Below are 21,019 nucleotides of genomic sequence, written 5' to 3'. Positions count from 1 at the left end.
TACGGACGTGATCTGGAATAACCTGACAATTCCGCTACTTGCCTTTGAACACCGCTTCCCTTCTTTCCAGGAATGACTGGATTCCTTCTTTGACATCTTCACTGGCCATGACCGGGCGCAGCTCCGGGAACAAGCGCTCCTTGGCCACTTCCTGGCCTTCGGACACGGCAATCTTGGACGATTTCAGGCTGCCCTGAACGCCCAAAGGTGCGGCCTTGGCGATCTTTTCGGCGATTTCCATGGCTTTATCGAACTGTTCACCGGGTTCGACCAGTTCCTGGATCAGGCCCCACTGGTAAGCTTGTTCCGCGGTCCATTCGTCGCCGGTGAGCAGGTAGCGCTGGGCGTTGCCCCAGCCGATTTCACGCTGCAGGCGGATGGTGGCGCCGCCGCAGGCGAAGATGCCGCGTTTGACTTCCAGCTGGGCGAAGCGAGTGCCTTTGGCGGCTACGCGGATGTCGGTGTTGAGCATCATTTCGACGCCGCAGGTGAAGCAGATGCCTTGGGCGGCGAAGACGACGGGTTTGGTGAGCCCTTCTCCGGTGATGTGGAACGGGTCGAGTTCGCCTTCACCGGGTTCGATGCCTTTGCCGTTGGCGAACACGCCGGCCCAGTCATCCAGTTGCAGGCCGCTGGTGAAGTGGTCACCTTCGGCATACATCACGGCTACCCGCAGTTCCGGGTCGTGCTGGAGCTGGTGATAGGCGGCTGCAATTTCGTGGTACATGGCCCGGTTCATGGCGTTCATTTTTTCCGGGCGGTTCAGGCCTATTTTCAGGATGTGGCCTTGTTTTTCTATGTTTACGAGTGACATTGGCGTTTTCCTCGACTTTGGGTACCTAGCCTGGGTGTTTTGGTGGCTGCGCGGTCAACGGGGAGGGCTTTTCAGGACACGCCCACGAGTACGTCCCTGTAGGCTCGTTTCGGGCCGTCCATGGCCCTCAACGGTCCTGAAAAACCCTCCCCGTCGCCCGCGCGTCATACTTCTGCGGTATTACCAAACAGCAGACTTAGAAATAGAACTCAGATTTTTGCCAAACAAAGCGTTTTGGACCTGCGAATTACTCCACTGCTTGGGCGCGAGCGGCTGGGTGTCCTTTCAGGGACCGTCTGTGGCCATGGATGGCCACAGTCGAGCGCACATGGACGTGCTCGTAGCGTGTCCCTGAAAGGACACCCAACCGATCGTGCCTGCACCCAAACAAGCAGGCTACCAAAAGAACCAAAGCACCAAACTCAGAACCAATCAGCCTTCATATTCAGACACGTATCATCCTGATTACGCAGCAACACCAGGTCCTGGGCCACAGTGGGCAATTCCCAGTGGAAGAAGTACTGGGCGGCCTGAAGCTTGCCCTGGTAGAAATTGCGCTCACTGTCGCTGTTGGCAGAGGCCAGCGCATTGGCTGCCGCATTAGCCTGCCGCAACCACATCCAGGCGACGATGATGTGACCGAACAGGTGCAGGTAGCAGCTGGCGTTGGCCAGGGTTTTGTCTACCTCACCACCCATCAGGGATTTGCCCAGACTCTGGGTGACTTTAACCGCCTGCTGCAACGTCTCACTCAAAGACAAAGCCCACTGCTGGCAACGATCGGTGGTGGCCGCTTGCAGGTCGGTCTGCATTTCCTGCATCAGCAGTTGCAGGCCGTGACTCTGGTCTTGCCAGATCTTGCGGCCCAGCAGGTCCAGGGCCTGGATGCCGTTGGTGCCTTCGTGGATCGGGTTCAGGCGGTTGTCGCGCCAGCATTGTTCCACCGGGTATTCACGGGTGTAGCCAGCGCCGCCGTATACCTGGATCGCCAGGTCGTTGGCCTTCGGGCCGTACTCAGAAGGCCAGGCTTTGATCACCGGGGTGAGCAGGTCCAGCAGCTTGCCCGCTTCCATTCGTTTCTGCTCATCCGGGTGGGTGTGCTGGTCGTCCATCAGCCGGGCACCATACAGACACAAGGCCAGGCCGCCTTCGCTGTATGCCTTCTGGGCCAGCAGCATGCGGCGCACGTCGGCGTGGTCGATGATGGGCACTTGCGGGCTTTCGGGGTTCTTTTCGCTGGCTTTGCGGCCCTGCAGGCGGTCTTTGGCGTATTCCAGGCTGTGCATGTAACCCCGGTAGCCGATCACGGCAGCGCCAAAGCCAACGCCAATGCGGGCTTCGTTCATCATCTGGAACATGTATTTCAGGCCCTGATGGGGTTCGCCCACCAGATAACCGTGGCAAGGGGCGTCGTCGCCGAAGCTGAGGGCGGTGCTGGTGGTGCCGCGATAACCCAGCTTGTGAATCAGGCCGGCGAGGCTGACACCGTTGCGTTCGCCCGGGTTGCCGTTTTCGTCGACGTGGAATTTCGGGACGATAAACAGGGAGATGCCTTTCACACCGGCCGGGGCGCCTTTGATTTTCGCCAGCACCATGTGAACGATGTTTTCGGTGATGCTCTGTTCACCGCCGGAGATGTAGATCTTGGCGCCTTTGATCAGGTAGTGGCCGTCGTCGGTGGGCGTGGCGGAGGTGCGGATGTCCGCCAGGCTGGAGCCGGCGTGGGGCTCGGTCAGGGCCATGGTGCCGCTGTAGCGGCCACTGAGCATGTTGGGCAGGAATTTTTCCTTCTGCTCGTCGTTGCCAAATACGCGGATAAGGTTGGCGGCGGCGGTGGTCAGGAATGGGTAGCCGGCGGTGCCTGGGTTGGCAGCGGTGAAGAAGCCGTTGCAGGCGGCCATGACGGATTCCGGCAGTTGCATGCCGCCAAGGTCGTAGTCGTAGCGGCCGGCGAGGAAGCCGGCTTCGGCGTAGGCGTCGAAGGCCTGTTTGACGTCTGGCAGCATCTCGACCTGGCCGTTGACGAATCTGGGCTCGTCTTTGTCAGCAGCGCTGTTGTGGTTGGCGAATTTTTCTTTCGCCATTTTGTCGGCGGTTTCGATGACGGCGTCGAAGGTGTCTTTGCTGTGTTCGCTGAAACGCTCACGTTCGGTGAGGGCTTCGGTGTTCATCACTTCGTAGAGCTGGAATTCTAGATCTCGGCGGTCGATCAGGGTGTCGGTCATTCTAGGTCTCCTGTTTATTGCCTCTAGCGTCTCACAGTCTCTGCGGTTGTTGGAATTGTCATTTCTGACTTATTCTTGGTTAAAACCGCCAACCTTTGCTGGTGATTGACGCCCGACAGGAGGTGGCGAGACGGCCTCTGGCATGGGTACCCCCTTCCGGGAGACGCCGTGAACCCGTCCGTGGGGGCTTGAGCGCAGCTTCCCTGCTGCGCACACTCCCGGAAGGGGGTACCCATGCCAGTGGCCTGACTGGGAGGCTGCCGTCATGCCCGTCTGTACGACTCCACTACTCACCGAATAGGGAATGTCCCATTGAAAACCGTCACTATCATCGGCTTCAACGGGGCGCTTGCAAGCGCCATCACCGGGATCATCGACTTGTTCCGCCTTGCCGGGGTCACCTGGGCGCGGATTCACGGAGAGCAACCCCACGCGCTTTTTAACACCCGGCTGCTGACGGAGAGCGGGGAGCCCTGTCGGTGTATTAATGGTGTGACGTTGCTTGCAGATGGGTCGTGGCAGGAGATGGATGGGCTTGGACTTGATGATTTGCTGATCATTCCGACCATCGGTGCACCAATTGATGAAATTCTGGCCGGCAATCAGGCACTGGTTAAATGGCTAACGCAGTTTCGGGCGGTGCCGGAAGGTCAGGTTCGGGTGGCGAGTAATTGTACCGGGGCGTTTTTGTTGGCGGCCGCAGGCTTGCTGGATGGACGGGAGGCGACGACCCATTGGGGGTTCGGGGATCAGTTCCGGCGGCGGTTTCCGGAGGTGAAGTTGCACCCGGAGAAGCTGGTGACGGTGGACGGGCCTGTCGCCTGTGCCGGGGGCGGTATGGCCTGGTGGGATTTGGGGGTGTATCTGGTGGAACGTCTGGCGGGAGCGCAGGTGGCTCGGGAGTTGGCGAAGGCGTTTGTGATTGATGCCGGGCGTACCAGCCAGGCGCCTTACAGTGTGTTGCAGGCCAAGCGGTATCATTCTGATTTGGCAGTGCTTCGGGTACAGGATTGGCTGGAGGCGCATTTTCGGGAGCCGGTGTCTTTGGCGGCTCTGGCCGATGCCGAGGGAATGTCGGAGCGGTCGCTGTTACGGCGCTTTCAGCAGGCGACGGGGGATGCTCCCTCGACCTATCTGCAACTGCTCAGGGTGGAGGAGGCTCGTCGACAGTTGGAGTCTTCACGTCTCGGGCTGGAGGCGATTACCCGGGCCGTGGGGTATGAGGATGTCAGTTCGTTCAGCCGGCTATTTCGCAAGCATACAGGGCTTGCTCCGGGGGCCTATCGGGCAAAATTCAGCCGTTAGTCGGAGCATTCCGGGTTGGATTGCGTCTTTGGTAGTATTCGGCTGGCCCGGGTTATGCATCAGAATAAGTGAGTAGGCGGTTTTTTGCCGTTTTACGTAAATAATTCTGACATAGCCAACCCCTGCGGGGAGGTCGTTCACATGAACACGTCACTGAAGCAAAGCCAGGCCGATATTCTCAGCCGTCTCTACGACATGAAGCGCAAGCAGGTAGAGCACGCCCTGCAGCAGGGTAACAGCCTTCGCTGCCAGGTACTGCAAGCCGAGGCAGAGGCCATCTCCAACGCCCTGAAATCCATTCGGTAGCCCTCTTTACTCCAGACGACTACCGAATGCCATTTATGGTCACCTGCTGACGTTTCCTGTCAGCCTGACTAAAGAGAGGCAGCCACTTCGGTACCCTGCCGGATGGCGCGCTTGGCATCCAGTTCTTCCGCCAGATCAGCCCCGCCGATCAGGTGCGCTTTGACTCCCCCCTGCGTAAGCTGATCAAACAGCTCCCGATAGGACTCCTGGCCCGCGCAGATGATCACGTTATCCACCGGCAACACTTTGCTCTCTCCGGATTTGCCATCCTTGTCTGTCAGGGTGATGTGCAGCCCCTGGTCATCAATGCGGTCGTAACGGCATCCTCTGAGCATCTCCACGTCCCGGTGCTTCAGGCTGCTGCGGTGCACCCAACCTGAGGTTTTACCCAGGCCGGCGCCTACTTTTCCTGTTTTGCGTTGCATCAGGTAAATCTTGCGGGGAGACGCGGTTGCCTCCCGCTCCGCCAGGCCGCCGGGGCCCTCAAACGCAGGGTTCACACCCCACTCGGCCTGCCAGTCGGCCACACTCACCTGCTCGCCCTCGGGCTGTTTGCCAAAGTCGTGAGTCAGGAACTCGCTGACATCAAAGCCGATGCCGCCAGCTCCGATCACTGCAACGGTCTTGCCCACCGGTTTGTTATGGCGAAGCACGTCGAGATAACCCAGCACCTTCGGATGGTCGATGCCGTCAATCTTTGGTGTCCGGGGTTTTACGCCGGTGGCAACGATGACATCGTCAAAGCCCTGCTCAACAAGGTCTGAAGCCTCCACACGGGTTTCAAGCTTAAGGTCAATCTCCAGCAACTCTATCTGGCGCTGGAAGTAGCGCAGGGTCTCGTAAAACTCTTCCTTGCCGGGTATGCGCTTGGCGTAATTAAACTGGCCACCAATTTTGTTGTCGGCTTCGAACAGGGTCACCTTGTGGCCGCGTTTGGCGGCGGTGGTTGCCGCTGCCAGGCCCGCCGGCCCGGCACCGACCACGGCCACCCGCCTCACCACCGGGGCAACGGTAAGCACCAGTTCAGTTTCGTAACAGGCCCGGGGATTAACAAGGCATGAAGCGCGCTTGGCCTGGAACACATGGTCCAGGCAGGCCTGGTTGCAGGCGATACAGGTGTTGATTTCATCGCTACGCCCCTGCTCTGCCTTGCGGACAAACTCGCTGTCGGCCAGTAACGGGCGAGCCATGGACACCATGTCGGCCTTGCCGGCGGCAAGGATCTCTTCGCCTTTCTCCGGCGTGTTGATGCGGTTGGTGGTGCACACCGGAATGTCCACCTCGCCGTAGAACTTGGCCGTAACATCGGCAAAGCCACCGCGGGGCACCGAAGTGACAATGGTGGGAACCCGGGCCTCGTGCCAGCCAATCCCGGTATTGATGATGGTGGCACCGGCTTGTTCAATGGCTTTGCCCAGCGTCACGATCTGGTCCCAGGTCTGGCCGCCCTCCACCAGGTCCAGCATGGACAACCGGTAGATGATGATGAACTCCGGCCCTACGGCCTCACGCATGCGGCGCACGATCTCCACCGGCAGGCGCATGCGATTCTCGTAGGGCCCGCCCCACTTGTCAGTTCGCTTGTTGGTACGTTCGCACAGGAACTGGTTGATGAAGTAGCCTTCGGAGCCCATCACTTCAACGCCGTCATAGCCGGCGAATTTGGCCAGCTTGGCGGCGTTGACGAAATCGTTGATCTGCCGCTCAACGCCCTTGGTCGACAGGGCCCGAGCCTTGAACGGGCTGATCGGCGCCTTGGTTGCCGAGGCGGACACAATCAGCGGCTGGTAACCATACCGGCCAGCGTGCAGTAACTGGAGGCAGATCTTCCCGCCCGCCTCGTGCACTGCACCGGTCACATGGCGATGCAACAGCGCCGTTGCCCGGTTATTCATCGTTGATGCCAACGGCGCCAGCTGGCCAACCAGGTTGGGCGAAAAGCCTCCCGTTACCATAAGGCCAACGCCACCCTCGGCGCGTTCAGCAAAATACCGGGCAAACTTGTGAATATTCCAGAAACGGTCTTCCAACCCGGTGTGCATGGAACCCATAAGCACACGATTCTTCAGCTCGGTGAAGCCAAGGTCGAGCGGTTTCAGCAAGTTAGGGTAATTCGCAGTCATGATACAGGTCGCCAGAGTGTGATGAATGAACGCTGACTGAGATTAGCACACCCTCTACGACCAAGGTATTACACGGCGGGAACCTTCTGCTTTATTTACCGTCAGACGGCACCGGTTGCGGAGCACGGTTTACCTTGCCTTTGATCAATCTGTCAGATAGTCTTTCTGGCACCTATAAAGGGCTAAACCATAGATATTCCCTATCAATGAATATCCTGCACCCCGGTGTCGGCATATCGCCGCGGTGCCCAAATGGAGCTTTGACGCACATGCTGTTAGCTGTGTTATCCGGCTTTTTGCTGGCAATTGCCGCCCCTTTCCTACACCGGGTTGCGGGCAAATACATTGGGTGGGTGCTGGCACTTTTGCCGGCAAGCCTTGCGGTTTACTTCAGCACCTTTCTTTCTCAGGTTCAGGATGGGCCGGTGCTGCTGGAGTATCAGTGGCTGCCAGGCCTCGATATCTCCCTGAACTTTCTTGTTGATGGCCTCTCGCTGACGTTTGCCTTACTGATCAGCGGTATCGGTACGTTTATTCTGATCTATGCCGGTTCTTACCTTGCCGGCCACAAGTATCTGGCCCGCTTCTATGTGATCATGCTGTCGTTCATGGCATCGATGCTCGGGCTTGTGCTCTCGGACAACCTGATTACGTTGTTTGTGTTCTGGGAGCTGACCAGCATCACCTCTTACATGCTGATTGGCTTCAACCACGAAGATCTGGATGCCCGAAAGTGTGCATTGCAGGGTCTGTTTGTGACAGTGGCCGGCGGCCTGGCGCTGATGGCCGGGCTGATCATGCTGGCCATAATGACTGGCAGCTACTCCCTCGCGGAAATCCTGGCATCCAGTGAGCCACTGCATCAGCATGTTTTCTACACGGGTGCCGTGCTTTGCATACTCGCGGGCACCTTTACCAAGTCGGCGCAGGTGCCCTTCCATTTCTGGCTGCCAAACGCCATGGCGGCGCCGACTCCGGTCTCCGCTTTCCTGCACTCCGCCACCATGGTCAAGGCCGGCGTTTATTTGATGGCCCGGCTGAACCCCTCACTGGGTGAAGGTGAGCTGTGGAGCCTGATGCTGATGGGCTTCGGCGCTGCCACCATGTTTACCGGTGCCTGGCTCGCGTTTGGCAGTACCGGCATCAAGAAGATTCTGGCCTACTCAACCGTGATGGCGCTTGGCACCCTGACCATGCTGATCGGTGTTGGCACAGAACTGGCCATGACCGCCTTTATCTGTTTCCTGGTGGCCCACTCCCTATATAAAGGCGCGCTGTTCATGCTCGCCGGTGCCCTGGATCATGAAACCGGCACCAAAGACATCACGCTGATGGGTGGCTTGCGCAAATCCATGCCCGCGACAGCGACTATTGCCGCCTTCGCAGCCCTGTCCCTCGCAGGCCTGCCTCCACTGTTCGGCTTTATTGCCAAAGAGTTGATGCTCGAAGCGCTGATTGACGCGCCGGTCTGGAGTGGTGTGCTGCTCTTCGTGACGGTTGCCTCTGCCATGCTGATCGTTGGCGTAGCGGGTCTGGTTGCTATCAAACCCTTCTTTGGCGCCAAGGGAGATACGCCGAAAACGCCTCACGAGGCACCGTTTGGCATGCTCATCGGCCCGGCGGTGCTGACCATTATCGCACTGGTTTTCGGCCTGCTGCCCTTCATCCCGGAGAATGCCCTGCTGACCGCTGCGGTTGCCTCGGTATATGGCAGCCCGGTGGATTTCTACCTGGCCCTCTGGCATGGCATTAACGCACCGCTGATGCTCTCCGCAGCCAGCCTGGTCGTTGGCCTGTTGCTGTTCAAGGCCTGGCCGCGCATTCAGCCAACACTATACGCCATTAACTACGCAGGCGGTCGTGTCGGCCCGGAGGCGGGCTACTTCAAGTTCATGGAATGGATTACCGTAGTGGCAAGTTGGCAGACCCGGATGCTGCAGAACGGTGTACTGGGCATCTACATGCTGGTTATGGTTGCCGTTACCTTTGGTCTGGCGGGCTACACCATGCTGGACCAATATGGCGTGCATTTCACACTTAACCTGGCCGACAGCCACTTTTATGAATGGGGCATTGCGCTCTTGCTGGTCGCGTCTGCGGCGTTTGCCAGCGGCACCCATTCCCGCCTGGGCTCCGTGGCGTCCATGGGGGTTCTGGGCTTTGGCGTAGCACTCACGTTCATCCTGTTCAGCGCACCGGACCTGGGCATCACCCAGCTACTGGTGGAAACCCTGACAGTGATCCTGCTGGTTCTGGTTCTGTTCAAGCTTCCGGAGTTCGTCAACCTGTCTACACCTTTCCAGCGTTATCGGGATCTGGCGGTGGCAATCTTCGGTGGCGTTGTTATCACCCTGATGATTCTGGCGGTGCTGGACATTCAGTACTTCGAATCCATCTCCTCCTATTACGTTGAGAACAGTGCCCCCCTGGCCTATGGCCGGAACATTGTGAACGTAATTCTGGTGGACTTCCGGGCACTGGACACCTTGGGTGAGATCTTCGTGCTGGCACTGGCTGCCCTGGGCGTGTTCTCCATGATGAAACTGAAAGCGGAGGATCAGCACAAGCCATGAAATCCAACACCATGATTCTGCATACCGCGGCCTTGCTAATCATGCCGCTGCAACTGATGTTCTCGATTTTCCTGCTTTTCCGTGGTCACGATGAGCCCGGTGGCGGGTTCATTGGTGGGCTGGTTGCCTCTGGTGCGTTTGTGCTCTATGCCTTTGCCTTTGGCGCAGAAGCCACCCGTCGGCTTCTTCGGGTTGGCCCGAGAGACCTGCTGGCCGCCGGCCTGCTGATGGGGCTGGCATCCACACTACCAGCATTTTTCTCAGGCCAACCCATGCTGACAGCCCACTGGTGGGACTTACCGCTGCCCGGTGAAGCCTACCTGAAGCTGTCCACACCGCTGATTTTTGACATTGGCGTCTATCTTGCCGTTCTTGGCACCATCATGACCTTTGTGGTTGGCCTGATGGAGTCCGAAGAATGATCTTTTTCCCAGAGCAGAATTCCGGAGGATCTCTATGGAGAGCCTGATGGCGTACGTAGTGGGCATCATGTTCACTGCGGCCTTTTACATGATGCTCAGGCGGTCCATCGTCAAACTGGTTATCGGTTTGATGATACTCAGTAATGCCGCCAACCTGCTGATCTTTGTTGTGTCCGGCATGACCCGTGGCGCGCCGCCGCTGATTGCGGAAGGCGCCAGCGCCCCGGCAGGCATGATTGCAGATCCGTTGCCCCAGGCCCTGATCCTGACTGCAATCGTGATTGCCTTTGGTGTGTTGGCCTTCGCCGTGGTTCTTATCCGCCGAGCTTACGAAGTGGTTGGAACCGATGACCTGGACCAGATGAAGGATACGGACACTTGAGCCCGGAAATCATTCTTCCTGTATTTATTCCCCTGACGGCTGGCGCCCTGTCGCTGGCACTGTGGCGGTCGATTCGCTATCAGCGCATTCTGGGTGTGCTGGCCAATATCCTGTTGCTGTGGAGTGGCATCTGGCTACTGATGTCCACCACCGACCAGGGCTTTGTGACCATGGAAATGGGCAGTTGGCCGGCACCGTTCAGTATTGTGTTTGTGGCCGATGTTCTAGCCGCCATCATGATCGTACTGACCGGGATTATCGGCCTGGCCATCGCCATCTACTCGCTGGCGTCCACGCCCCGGGGCCATGAAAAATTCGGCTACTACCCGCTGATGCACCTGTTGCTGGCCGGCGTGGCTGGCTCTTTCCTGACCGGCGATATCTTTAACTTGTTTGTCTGGTTTGAGGTCATGCTGCTGGCCTCCTTCGCCCTGCTGACCCTTGGCGGTGAGCGAGCGCAAATGGAAGGGGCCATCAAGTACGTCACCCTCAACCTGTTCTCCTCTGCGATTTTCCTGTCTGCGGTCGGCCTGCTCTACGGCATGGTGGGTACCTTGAACATGGCGGACATCGCGCAGAAAATTGGACAGGTGGAAGACACCAGTATGCTAACGGTGGTTGCCATGATGTTCATGGTGTCGTTTGGCGTAAAAGCGGCGGCGTTCCCGCTGTTTTTCTGGCTGCCAGCGTCTTACCACACACCCCAGGTAGCGGTTTCAGCGCTGTTTGCCGGCCTGCTCACCAAGGTGGGGGTGTATGCCCTGTTCCGGATGTTCACCCTCGTTTTCACCCAGGATGTCGAGTACACCCACAACATCCTACTTTGGGCCGCCACCCTGACCATGCTGACCGGTGTTCTGGGCGCGGCAGCGCAGTTCGAATTCCGGCGCATCCTGTCGTTCCACATCGTCAGCCAGATTGGCTACATGATGCTGGGCCTGGCCTTGTTCACCCCGCTGGCCATCATCGGCGGTGTGTTCTACATCATGCACCACATCATCGTGAAGACGAACCTGTTCCTGGTCAGCGGCTTTACCTATCGCCTGCTGGGCAGCTATGAACTGAAAGACCTGGGCGGTGTTTACAAGTACCGCCCGCTGCTAGCGGTGCTGTTCCTGATCCCGGCCCTCTCTCTGGCGGGCATTCCACCGCTGTCAGGTTTCTTTGCCAAGTTTGTGGTGATTCGCGCCGCACTGGAGGCAGAAGCCTACCTGGTCACCTTTGTGGCCCTGCTGGTTGGCCTGTTGACGCTCTACTCAATGATCAAGATCTGGGCGGAGGTGTTCTGGAAGAAGGTACCAGACCACGTCAGGAATACCGAAGAGCTCAAGGGCAAGCTGAACGAAAAACACGCTTGGGCCTACTATCTGCCAATGGTTGGCCTGGCCATCTGCACCCTGATTATCGGCCTGTATGGCCAGCCAATCTATGAGCTGGCAGAGATGTCTGCCGAGCAGCTGATGAACCCGCAGCTCTACATCGAAGCGGTGTTGGGAGGTGATCAGCCATGATCGGATTTTTCTGGAACGTTTGCCTGGCACTGGCCTGGGTAGCCCTGAGCGGTTCGTTCACCGCCTGGAATCTGTTTGCGGGCCTGTTCTTCGGTTACCTGGCGTTAATGGTGCTGCAGAAGCATGTACCCGCGCTGAAGGGTTATTCCCGGCGACTACCGAGACTGATTTCCTTTTCCCTGTTTTTCATCAAGGAGCTGGTCAAGGCCAACTTCCGGGTGGCGTACGACGTAGCCACCCCCGTCTGGTACATGAAGCCCGGCGTTATTGCCTTTGAGATGGAAGCACACACCGACGCGGAAATCATGTTCCTGAGCAGTTTTATCTCGCTGACCCCCGGCACCCTGAGCCTGGACGTCTCCGATGATCGGCGAGTGCTCTATATTCACGCCATGTTCCTGCAGGACGAGGAGCAGTTGCGCAAGGATCTCAAGGAACTTGAGTTCCGGATTCTCAAGATCATGCGCTGAGGAGCCCAAACGTGCTGGATGTTGTTATCAATATTGTCTATTTCATGCTGTCGGTGGCCCTTTTGTTCGGGTTTATCCGGTTGATTAAAGGGCCATCATTGCCCGACAGGGTGGTTTCTCTGGAACTGATCGCCTCTATCGTGGTCGGTTACGTAGGGGTGCACGCCATCGATACCGGCGTGCCCAGCCTTCTGGATGTTGCCATTGTTATTGCCCTGACAGCGTTCCTGACGGCCGTTGGTTTTGCCCGGTTCCTGGAGCGAGGAGGACCCAAAAGTGAATGAACTGATAGTTGCCATATTGCTCCTGACGGGTGCCAGCTTCATGATTCTGGCTTCTGTGGGCATCCTCCGGCTTCCGGACCTGCCCACCCGAATGCACGCGTCGACAAAGGCCGGTGCCATGGGTGCCATGATGACCATGGCCGGTGTGGCGGTGTATTTCGCGGATGTGGTGGTGTTTACACGGGCGTTCGCGATTGTGATTTTTATCCTGATCACCGCGCCGATTGCCGCCCATGTGATTGGCCGGGCAGGCTACTTCCTGGGCACACCACTTTGGGAAGGCACAGTGAAGGATGAACTCAAAGATAACTACGACGACAAAACCCACAAGCTGTACAGCGGCTTTGAACCCGCTCCGGAAAGCGTGATCCCGCCCAAGCACGAAAAGCGCAGCGAGGATGACGAAGACTGAACAAACAAGAACAACCATCCAACAAGACGTCGAAGAGGTGTAGACCATGGCACAAACCCGCATTCTCCCCGCGGCCGACAACGCTTATCAGTACCCCCTTCTGATCAAACGGCTTCTGCTGTCTGGCCCCCGCTATAACCCGGACCAGGAAATCGTTTACGCCAACCGCAGCAAGTACACCTATACCGACCTGGTAGAGCGCATCCACAAACTCGCCAACGCCCTGACAGACGCGGGCGTAAAGCCCGGCGACACCGTTGCCGTCATGGACTGGGATACCCCACGGTACCTGGAATGTTTCTTCGCGATTCCGATGATCGGTGCCATTCTGCACACGGTTAATGTGCGCCTGTCACCGGAACAGATTGTTTACACCATGAACCACGCGGAAGACGATGTGGTGCTGGTACATGACGACTTTATGCCGATCATCGAAGGCGTCAAAGACGAAATCAAAACCGTCAAAACCTGGATTCAACTGACCGACAGTGACGGTGCCAAAGCAACGTCTGTCGATACCTACGGCGAATACGAGGCCTTGCTGGCCAAAGCCGACAATCAGTTCGATTTCCCGGACTTTGACGAAAACAGCGTGGCCACCACGTTCTACACCACGGGCACCACCGGCAACCCCAAAGGCGTGTATTTCAGCCACCGGCAGTTGGTACTGCACACACTGGCCATGACCGGCACCATCGCTCACTTCGATGAAATGCCGCTGCTGCGTTCATCCTCCGTGTATATGCCGGTCACCCCCATGTTCCATGTTCACGCCTGGGGTGTGCCCTACGCAGCCACGATGATGGGCATCAAACAGGTTTACCCGGGCCGCTACGAGCCAGAACTGTTGGTTGACCTGCTGAAAACGCACAAAGTGTCTTTCTCGCACTGCGTGCCCACCATTATGCAGATGATGATGGCCACCGAGTCCATCAAAACGGCCGACCTCAGCAACTGGCATGTACTCATTGGCGGCAGCGCCCTGACCAAGGGCCTGTGTGACGCGGCCGCGAGGCTCGGCATTCACATGTACACCGGCTACGGCATGTCGGAAACCTGCCCGCTGCTGAGCGCCACCCACATGAAGCCGGAAGATCTGGAGCTACCGCTTGAGCAGCAAACGGCTATCCGGGTGAAAACCGGCATTGCCGTACCGTTGGTCGACCTGGATATAGTCGACCCGGATGGCAACCCGGTTGCCCACGATGGCGAAGCCAAGGGCGAAGTGGTTGCCCGGGCACCGTGGCTGACCCAGAGCTATTTCAAGCAGGCTGACAAGGGCGAGGAACTCTGGGAAGGCGGCTGGTTGCACACCGGTGACGTGGCGAGTATGGAGCCAGACAACACGCTGACCATCAAGGATCGCATCAAGGATGTCATCAAGACCGGTGGCGAGTGGCTTTCCTCTCTGGACCTTGAGAACCTGATCAGCCAGCACCCGGCCGTTGCGGGTGCCGCTGTGGTTGGCGTGCCCGATGAGAAATGGGGCGAGCGGCCGCATGCCCTGGTGACACTCAAACCCGGTGAGCAGGCCGGCGTCGAAGACATCCAGAGCCACTTGAAACAGTTCGTGGAGAGCGGCGAGATCAACAAATGGGCAATCCCGGAGCAAATTGATTTCGTGGAGGATATCCCCAAGACCAGTGTTGGCAAAATCAACAAGAAGTTGATTCGAGACCAGCTCAAGGACTGACCACCTCCGATCCAAACAAGCCGGCCACTGCCATGCAGTCGCCGGCTCTTTTGTGCCCGGAGATCAGAGCCCGGAGAACGTGAAGTCAACCTCGGGTTTACGCCCTGCCACAATGTCTGCCAATGCCGCTGCGGAACCACAGGAGTGAGTCCAGCCCAGGGTGCCATGGCCCGTGTTCAGGTACAGGTTGGCAAAATGGCTTTTCCCGATATAGGGCACGTTCGAAGGCGTTGCTGGCCGCAGGCCAGTCCAGAACTCGGACTTGTCCCAGTATGCGGCTTCCGGCATCAGTTCCGCTGATCGTCGCACGATAGCCCGGCACCGGGTGTAGTTCAGATCCCGGGTATAGCCATTGAGTTCAGCCGTACCAGCCACCCGTATCCTGTCCCCCAGTCGCGAATAGACCAGTTTGTACTCATCATCGGTCAAACTGACATTGAACGCCGCGTCCGGGTTCTTGACCGGCACGGTGATTGAGTAGCCCTTGGCGGGGTATATGTTCAGGAATAGCCCCAGTTTGCGGGCCAGGATGGCACTGAAGCTGCCGAGACTCAGCACATAGCTGTCCGCGCGAAGGATCTGGTGTTTGCCATCGTTAACGACCTGCACGCCCAGAATACGGTCACCGGCGCGATCAAAATCCAACACCTCGGTCCCGTACACAAACGTTACGCCGGCCTCCTCACAACGCTTTGCCAACGCCTGGGTGAAGGCCCGGGCATCACCACTTTCATCATCGGCGGTGTACGTGGCACCGGCAATTCGATGGCGCACTGGCTGCAATGCAGGTTCGATCTGCACCGCCTTTTCCGCATCGATCACCTGTCGGTCACAGCCAAGCTCACGCATGATCCGGGCAGGCTCCATGGCCGCATCAAACTCTGTCGGATTGGTGTAGAAATGAAGGATCCCTTTCTCAAGGTGGTCGTATTCGATACCAGCATCCCTGCGCAGTGCCTGCAGACAGTCCCGACTATAAGTGCCCAGGTTAACCATCTGGCGAATATTATGGGCCGCCTTGGCTGAGGTGCACTGGGTCAGGAAAGACAAGGCCCAGCGCCATTGGTAAGGGTCCAGTCGGGGGCGGAACAACAGGGGGGCATCCGGCTGAAACAGCCATTTCAGTACCTTGAGCGGCGCCGAGGGATTGGCCCAGGGTTCGGCATGGGACACAGAGACCTGGCCACCATTGGCATAACTGGTTTCCAGGCCTGACTGGCTCTGACGGTCGACTACTGTTACCTGATGGCCCTGCTGGTGCAGATACCAGGCCGAGGTAACTCCTACGACACCGGCCCCTAGAACCAGTACATGCATGCGCGCCTCCTATGAATCGTTGTCTGTCGTAAAACCTCAGCCTCCGGATTTTTTTACTGTCCACCCTTTCTGCTGAAGCAAGGGCACGAGAATATCCCGTTGGTCGCCCTGAATTTCCACCACACCGTCCTTCACTGTACCACCTGTGCCACATTTGGCTTTTAGCACTTTGGCGTAGGCTTTCAGTTCTTTGTCATCCATCGGGATACCAGTGATCAGGGTAACCCCCTTACCTTTGCGCCCCTTGGTTTCCCGGCTGACCCGAACAACGCCGTCACCCGCCCGCCGTTCTGGCTGCCCGCAGGTGCAGCCAGCAACCGGGTTCCGACATTCCGGGCACATACGCCCCTGCTCTGTGGAGAAAACCAGGCCGCCTTCCCGCTTTTTCATTCCCATACGTCAGCCTTCACCTGTTGCTCAGTTCAGGCCGGGAGGGTATTTGGAAAACATTTCCGAGACAACCTCGTCGATCAACTTGCGCCGGGTTTCCGGTGACTGGTTTTCATTCAGGTAACGACGGCTCGCAGCACGCCAGACCACCTCGGAGTTACGCCGGTCAGCCAGTTCGACAACCAGTTTGCCCTCGGTGATTTCCCGCACCGGTGGCGGAGCCGATACGCCCCAGCCAAAGTTGCCTCGGCCAAAACCGAAGCCGAGCCCCACTCCAACCTGCTCCAAGCGATCTTCCGGGACAATCTGCCATGAAACCAGCAAATCAGCCTCGGCATCAGCGACCTGTTTCATGGCCTTGCGGTTAAGTTCGCGCTCAATGGCAGAACGAACCCGGCTGTCATCCAGCGATGTGAAACCAGAATCTTGTTGTCCCGGTGCGTAGGCCCAGCTGGTAAAGTTGCCGAACACTGTCGCCGAGTTGTAGTCGGTAACCACGTTGCTGGCGCAGCCAGTCATAAATGCGGCCATGACCGCTATGATAAACACTCGCATGGTCTTCTCCTGCGTTGAACACTCTCATGGTTCAGTATACGCCCCACCGGGCGCTTTCAGTTTGCTACCGGAGTCAGGTTTCCAAACGGTAATCCAGCTTTTGCGCATCGCAGAACGCCGCGAACTCAGTCGCTCGGGTTTCCGGTACCGACACCAGCGCATTGACCCGGTTACTGTACTGAATCGATTGGATCTGGCCTTCATGGACTTCACACCAATGCCGAAGCGGCTGTTCGTCGGCAAAGTCCAAAACCACCACTGCCTGCACCAGCGTTTGCTGCAGGGTCCGCCCCACTTCGGATAACACGCTCTCCGCCGCGCCAGCGTAGGCGCGAACCAAACCGCCCGCTCCCAGCTTGATGCCTCCGAAATAGCGAACAACGATCACCAGCACATCACCCATGTCCTTGTGCTGAATCACGCCCAGGATGGGCTTGCCGGCAGTACCAGACGGTTCGCCATCGTCATTCATGGCAGCTTCTGCCGCCGACCCAGGGCGGCCAATCTGATAAGCCCAGCACACATGACGGGCATCAGGGTAGTCCAGGTGGGCACGCGCAACACGTTCCCTGACCTCTTCGCGGGAGCTTACCGGATACACCCGGGCGATGAATCGGCTCTTCTTCACTTCCGTTTCCCGCTCAAGGTATCCTGAGGGTACAGGGTAGTCTTTACTCATGGAGTAACCTATGACCTCCGAAGATAACGATCAAAACAGTCCTGGCACCGCCGCCCCGGCAAAAATACGCAAAGCGGCCTGCGGCATTCGCTTTGATGAGGAGGAGCTGCAAGAGGGCATCGACTTCTCAGCCGCTGCGCGCCTAAAGCCCAATGACGACGCTGAGCTGGAAAATACCGTCGGGCCCCAACCCGACAAACGGCAATCAGCCACCAATAAACACCGGTAGCCGGATGGTGACCTGCAGGCCGCCCTCCGAACGGTTACAGGCCGAAATACTGCCATCGTGGGCATTAACGATGTCCCGGGCAATGGCCAGCCCCAGCCCCCAACCTTTACCGCCCCGTGATTTATCAGCGCGGAAAAACGGCTCGAATAACTGCTGTAATAGCCCGTCTGGTGCGCCCGGGCCATCATCGGCAATATCCAGTTGTATGCTGCCATCCACCAAAGCTAATGATACGTGTACGGATTTACCCGGCGGTGTGTGGTCCAGTGCATTCTGCAACACGTTATCCAGAGCCCGCTGCAATAACCCTGCGTCGCCCAGCACTGACACTGTTCGGGTGTCATCGGCCGCCACCAGTTTACAGTCCACCCCCCGGTGCTCCGCGTAATCGGACGCATCCCGCAGCACCCGGTTCATCAGTGCCAGAGGCTTCACGGGCTCCCGCTCCAACGAGCCGCCGTTCTCAGATACCCGGTAAAGGGTCAGAATCTGCCCGGTCATGGTTTCCAGCCGCTCGTTCTGTCGCAGGATGCTGTCCATGAGCGCGGGATCGGCACCGCCGTCACTGGCAATCTCAATAGCAACCCGCTGCCGGGCCAGCGGCGTTCTCAGGTCATGGGAGATATCACGCAGCAGATGATTCTGGCGTTCCAGTAACTGACACAGCCGGTCGGTCATGGCGTTGAAAGCACTGGCCAGCTGACCGACTTCATCCCGGCGGCGGGCAATCCGGTTGGGCACCCGCAACTGGGTGTCGCCTTCCGCGATTGCCTTTGCCGTCGACTCCATTTGGCGCAGCGGCCTGGACACCAAACGGGCAATCCACCAGCAAGCCAGAGAGATCAGTAGAAAGGCCAGTCCGAGCTCGACATACCGAAAAAACCTGGGGTCTAGCCAGCCGTCACTACCCATCCTCGGCCAGGCGACCAGTTGATAGCCTTCTTCCAGAGTGATTACTGCTGGCTTGTTGGGATACCAGCCGGACTGGATGCGTTCCCGAATGTGGCGGGGCAAACGGTGTTCGCCCTCTTCTTTCTCGATCAGCATAAGGTGCAAGTCAAGGCGCTCACCCTCGGCTCTCAGAAAACGCCACATTGCACCGCGATCTTCCCCCAAGCGCAGTACCAGGGCTTCCCGGGCCAGCTCATGCAATCCTACCTGGCGCTCAATGGCCTGCCGTTCCCGGTCCAGCAGGTACCGGGTTGCGAGATTGCTGGCCACCACAGTGACCGACATGGCGAGCCAGATTGACAGGAAAATTCGCCAGAACAAGGGGAACATAAAACGCTTCATGCTGCAGGCACCCGGTAGCTGTAGCCCAGACCTCGTATGGTTTCGATTCGAGGCGGGTCATCGTTACCGAGCTTTTTACGCAGATTGCTGATGTGCATATCCAGGGTGCGATCGTAAGCTTCCAGTCTGCGACCAAGAGCCCACTGCATCAAGTCGGTTTTGCGTACCACACTGCCGGCGTGGGCCAGCAACACCTGAAGCACCTCGTACTCGGTCGCCGTCAGCTCCAGGGGCGCATCGTCCTGATAGATTCGACGTTGGCCAGGCTCCACCCGCAGGTCTCCGTAGGTGCGGGTAGCGTCCACATCGGATTTCTGGTCCCAGGCGATCCTGCGAAGCAACGCCTGCAGGCGGGCCACCAGCTCGCGGGGATTGCAGGGTTTCGGGATGTAATCATCGGCGCCCACCTCAAAACCGACAATACGGTCAGTTTCGTCACCCCGGGCCGTCAGTAGAATCACCGGCAGGTGGGTTTGCCCACGCAGCTCACGCAGAACATCCAGGCCATTGATGTCTGGCAGCATGATATCCAGAACCACAATATCGCAATCCTGCCCCACCGCCAGGGCAAGGCCATCCCGGCCATTGGCGGCTTCCCGAACCGTGAATCCCTGATTGGTGAGGTATCTGGTCAGCAGTTCTCTCAGCTCGTCATCGTCTTCGATCAACAATACCCGGTTCTGCATGCTGCTCTCTCGTCTGTTACCTGGCCACAGTCTAGCATGGCCGTCAGAGGGTTCTGACCTACCACGTTTTTTCTTTACCTAACCTTTACAACGCCGTGACAGTGACAAGTGATCAAGGACCGGGTTCTGTCGTATGGTATAGGAATTAGACACCGGACCTGACCCCAACCATGGCAACACCTGAAAAACCCGAGATCATCCTGGAACACTGCGCCGGCATTGCCGACATTCCGGAGCGGGACTGGCAACGACTGGCCGGTTGCGACAACCCCTTCCTGCGCTATGAGTTCTTTCAGGCACTGGAACACTCGGGCTGCACCCGGACCGAAACCGGCTGGACACCCAGCCATCTGGTATTTCGCGTTGACGGAAAAATATGTGGCCTCGCCCCGGCCTATCTCAAAAGCCATTCCATGGGCGAATATGTTTTCGACTTCAGTTGGGCGGAAGCCTACCAACGCTACAGCCTGCCTTATTACCCCAAACTTCTGATCGCTGTGCCGTTCACCCCCTCCCAGGGCCCCCGATTTTTGCTGGAGGACGGCTTCCGCGAGCAGCTCACGCCGGCAGTGCTCGACTCGCTTCTGACCAAACTGACCGAACAACTCGGGGCGCATTCCTGGCACCTGCTGTTCCCGAACACCTCAGACCAGGCACTATTACAGCACGAGGACGAACTGCACCGGATCGGTTGCCAGTTTCACTGGCACAACCACGGCTATCAAGGATTTGACGATTTCCTGGCGGCGCTAACCTCCCGCAAGCGCAAATCCATTCGCAAAGAACGCCGGCAGGTGGCCGCGCAGGGCATCCACTTCCAGCATTTTCATGGAAGGGATATTTCCGACCAGGTGCTGTCGGCGTTTTACGTATTTTACCAGGCCACCTACCTCAAGCGCGGCCGCCCACCCTACCTGAACAAGCTGTTCTTCGAGCAATTGCGGGAGACCATGCCAGAACACCTGCACCTGATCATGGCGGTTCGCGACGGCCAACTGATTGCCGGCGCTCTGTTCCTGGCCAGCGACACCACCCTGTATGGTCGTTACTGGGGCTGCCTCGAAGAATACAATCACCTGCATTTCGAAACCTGCTACTACCAGGGCATTGAACTCGCCCTGAACCTCGGGCTCCAGCACTTCGACGCGGGGGCACAGGGGGAACACAAGCTGGTGCGGGGCTTTGAGCCCACCATCACCCATTCCTGGCACGGCATCCTTCACCCGGGGTTTCGGGAGGCTATCCAAAGCTTCACACACGAGGAAGCGGAGCATGTGATAAGTTACTTTAACGACGCACAATCCGCCCTGCCTTTCCGACAGCAGGAGCAGGATTAGCTTCTATACTGTA

Annotated in this window: 21 protein-coding genes; 12 read left to right on the top strand and 9 right to left on the bottom strand. The window is 58.0% G+C overall.

Translation table 11 applies throughout. The features are described 5' to 3' along the window. Window positions 1-34: 34 nt before the first annotated feature. Complete coding sequence (locus ACZ5Q2_RS09510; protein ID WP_061333909.1) at window positions 35-814, bottom strand: crotonase/enoyl-CoA hydratase family protein; 780 nt, start codon at window positions 812-814, stop codon at window positions 35-37. 422 nt (window positions 815-1,236) lie between these two features. Then, complete coding sequence (locus ACZ5Q2_RS09505; protein WP_061333907.1) at window positions 1,237-3,039, bottom strand: acyl-CoA dehydrogenase; 1,803 nt, start codon at window positions 3,037-3,039, stop codon at window positions 1,237-1,239. A gap of 312 nt (window positions 3,040-3,351) precedes the next feature. Here ACZ5Q2_RS09505 and ACZ5Q2_RS09500 point away from each other — a divergent pair, with 312 nt between their 5' ends. Further along, on the top strand, window positions 3,352-4,344 hold the full coding sequence (locus ACZ5Q2_RS09500; RefSeq protein WP_061333101.1) for a GlxA family transcriptional regulator: 993 nt from the start codon (window positions 3,352-3,354) through the stop codon (window positions 4,342-4,344). A gap of 141 nt (window positions 4,345-4,485) precedes the next feature. Beyond that, on the top strand, window positions 4,486-4,650 hold the full coding sequence (locus ACZ5Q2_RS09495; RefSeq protein ID WP_167392899.1) for a hypothetical protein: 165 nt from the start codon (window positions 4,486-4,488) through the stop codon (window positions 4,648-4,650). Between the two features lie 68 nt (window positions 4,651-4,718). Here the strand turns inward: ACZ5Q2_RS09495 and ACZ5Q2_RS09490 are convergent, their stop codons facing one another. After that, window positions 4,719-6,773: an NADPH-dependent 2,4-dienoyl-CoA reductase gene (locus tag ACZ5Q2_RS09490; protein WP_061333100.1), complete on the bottom strand. Its 2,055-nt coding sequence runs from the start codon at window positions 6,771-6,773 to the stop codon at window positions 4,719-4,721. Window positions 6,774-7,042: 269 nt separating this feature from the next. On the opposite strand from ACZ5Q2_RS09490, the gene ACZ5Q2_RS09485 reads away from it, so the two are divergent. From ACZ5Q2_RS09485 to ACZ5Q2_RS09450, 8 genes are read left to right on the top strand one after another with little or no spacing between them, the layout of a single operon-like run. Next, window positions 7,043-9,346, top strand: coding sequence for a putative monovalent cation/H+ antiporter subunit A (locus tag ACZ5Q2_RS09485; RefSeq protein WP_432210210.1), 2,304 nt, complete (start codon window positions 7,043-7,045; stop codon window positions 9,344-9,346). After that, window positions 9,343-9,768 (top strand): Na+/H+ antiporter subunit B, encoded by a 426-nt coding sequence (locus ACZ5Q2_RS09480; RefSeq protein WP_061333098.1) that lies wholly within the window; start codon window positions 9,343-9,345, stop codon window positions 9,766-9,768. The genes ACZ5Q2_RS09485 and ACZ5Q2_RS09480 overlap by 4 nt, the downstream gene beginning before the upstream one ends. A gap of 34 nt (window positions 9,769-9,802) precedes the next feature. Further along, the gene (locus tag ACZ5Q2_RS09475; protein ID WP_058092148.1) at window positions 9,803-10,150 is read left to right on the top strand and encodes a Na+/H+ antiporter subunit C; all 348 of its coding nucleotides are present in this window, start codon (window positions 9,803-9,805) and stop codon (window positions 10,148-10,150) included. Beyond that, window positions 10,147-11,661: a Na+/H+ antiporter subunit D gene (locus ACZ5Q2_RS09470; RefSeq protein ID WP_061333097.1), complete on the top strand. Its 1,515-nt coding sequence runs from the start codon at window positions 10,147-10,149 to the stop codon at window positions 11,659-11,661. Before ACZ5Q2_RS09475 ends, ACZ5Q2_RS09470 begins: the two co-directional genes overlap by 4 nt. Then, window positions 11,658-12,131 (top strand): Na+/H+ antiporter subunit E, encoded by a 474-nt coding sequence (locus ACZ5Q2_RS09465; protein ID WP_061333096.1) that lies wholly within the window; start codon window positions 11,658-11,660, stop codon window positions 12,129-12,131. The genes ACZ5Q2_RS09470 and ACZ5Q2_RS09465 overlap by 4 nt, the downstream gene beginning before the upstream one ends. Before the next feature lie 11 nt (window positions 12,132-12,142). Next, complete coding sequence (locus tag ACZ5Q2_RS09460; protein ID WP_058092151.1) at window positions 12,143-12,415, top strand: MrpF/PhaF family protein; 273 nt, start codon at window positions 12,143-12,145, stop codon at window positions 12,413-12,415. Next, the gene (gene mnhG, locus ACZ5Q2_RS09455; RefSeq protein ID WP_061333095.1) at window positions 12,408-12,827 is read left to right on the top strand and encodes a monovalent cation/H(+) antiporter subunit G; all 420 of its coding nucleotides are present in this window, start codon (window positions 12,408-12,410) and stop codon (window positions 12,825-12,827) included. Before ACZ5Q2_RS09460 ends, mnhG begins: the two co-directional genes overlap by 8 nt. Window positions 12,828-12,873: 46 nt before the next feature. Continuing rightward, window positions 12,874-14,520 (top strand): fatty acid--CoA ligase, encoded by a 1,647-nt coding sequence (locus ACZ5Q2_RS09450; protein ID WP_061333094.1) that lies wholly within the window; start codon window positions 12,874-12,876, stop codon window positions 14,518-14,520. Between the two features lie 63 nt (window positions 14,521-14,583). On the opposite strand, the gene ACZ5Q2_RS09445 is transcribed toward ACZ5Q2_RS09450, so the two are convergent. From ACZ5Q2_RS09445 to ACZ5Q2_RS09430, 4 genes are all read right to left on the bottom strand, one after another. After that, window positions 14,584-15,837 (bottom strand): D-amino acid dehydrogenase, encoded by a 1,254-nt coding sequence (locus ACZ5Q2_RS09445; RefSeq protein WP_432210211.1) that lies wholly within the window; start codon window positions 15,835-15,837, stop codon window positions 14,584-14,586. Between the two features lie 36 nt (window positions 15,838-15,873). Further along, window positions 15,874-16,233, bottom strand: a complete 360-nt coding sequence (locus ACZ5Q2_RS09440; protein ID WP_058092155.1) for a translation initiation factor Sui1 — start codon at window positions 16,231-16,233, stop codon at window positions 15,874-15,876. A 21-nt stretch (window positions 16,234-16,254) separates the two neighbouring features. Beyond that, window positions 16,255-16,782 carry a DUF4136 domain-containing protein gene (locus tag ACZ5Q2_RS09435; RefSeq protein ID WP_058092156.1) on the bottom strand — a complete coding sequence of 176 codons (528 nt, stop codon included), beginning with the start codon at window positions 16,780-16,782 and terminating at the stop codon, window positions 16,255-16,257. 73 nt (window positions 16,783-16,855) lie between these two features. Beyond that, a complete protein-coding gene (locus ACZ5Q2_RS09430) occupies window positions 16,856-17,461 on the bottom strand; it encodes a YigZ family protein (RefSeq protein WP_058092157.1) in 606 nt (201 codons plus the stop codon). A 10-nt stretch (window positions 17,462-17,471) separates the two neighbouring features. On the opposite strand from ACZ5Q2_RS09430, the gene ACZ5Q2_RS09425 reads away from it, so the two are divergent. Further along, a complete protein-coding gene (locus ACZ5Q2_RS09425; protein ID WP_058092158.1) occupies window positions 17,472-17,690 on the top strand; it encodes a hypothetical protein in 219 nt (72 codons plus the stop codon). Here ACZ5Q2_RS09425 and ACZ5Q2_RS09420 read toward each other — a convergent pair. Further along, entirely contained in the window at window positions 17,667-18,983 is a 1,317-nt protein-coding gene (locus ACZ5Q2_RS09420) for a sensor histidine kinase (protein ID WP_058092159.1), read from the bottom strand. The genes ACZ5Q2_RS09425 and ACZ5Q2_RS09420 overlap by 24 nt on opposite strands. After that, a complete protein-coding gene (locus ACZ5Q2_RS09415; RefSeq protein ID WP_058092160.1) occupies window positions 18,980-19,669 on the bottom strand; it encodes a response regulator transcription factor in 690 nt (229 codons plus the stop codon). Before ACZ5Q2_RS09415 ends, ACZ5Q2_RS09420 begins: the two co-directional genes overlap by 4 nt. A 170-nt stretch (window positions 19,670-19,839) precedes the next feature. Here ACZ5Q2_RS09415 and ACZ5Q2_RS09410 point away from each other — a divergent pair, with 170 nt between their 5' ends. Continuing rightward, window positions 19,840-21,006 carry a GNAT family N-acetyltransferase gene (locus tag ACZ5Q2_RS09410; RefSeq protein WP_058092161.1) on the top strand — a complete coding sequence of 389 codons (1,167 nt, stop codon included), beginning with the start codon at window positions 19,840-19,842 and terminating at the stop codon, window positions 21,004-21,006. Window positions 21,007-21,019: the final 13 nt, after the last annotated feature.

This window comes from Marinobacter alkaliphilus (genome assembly GCF_055394375.1).
This window is presented reverse-complemented; position numbering and strand designations above follow the sequence as displayed.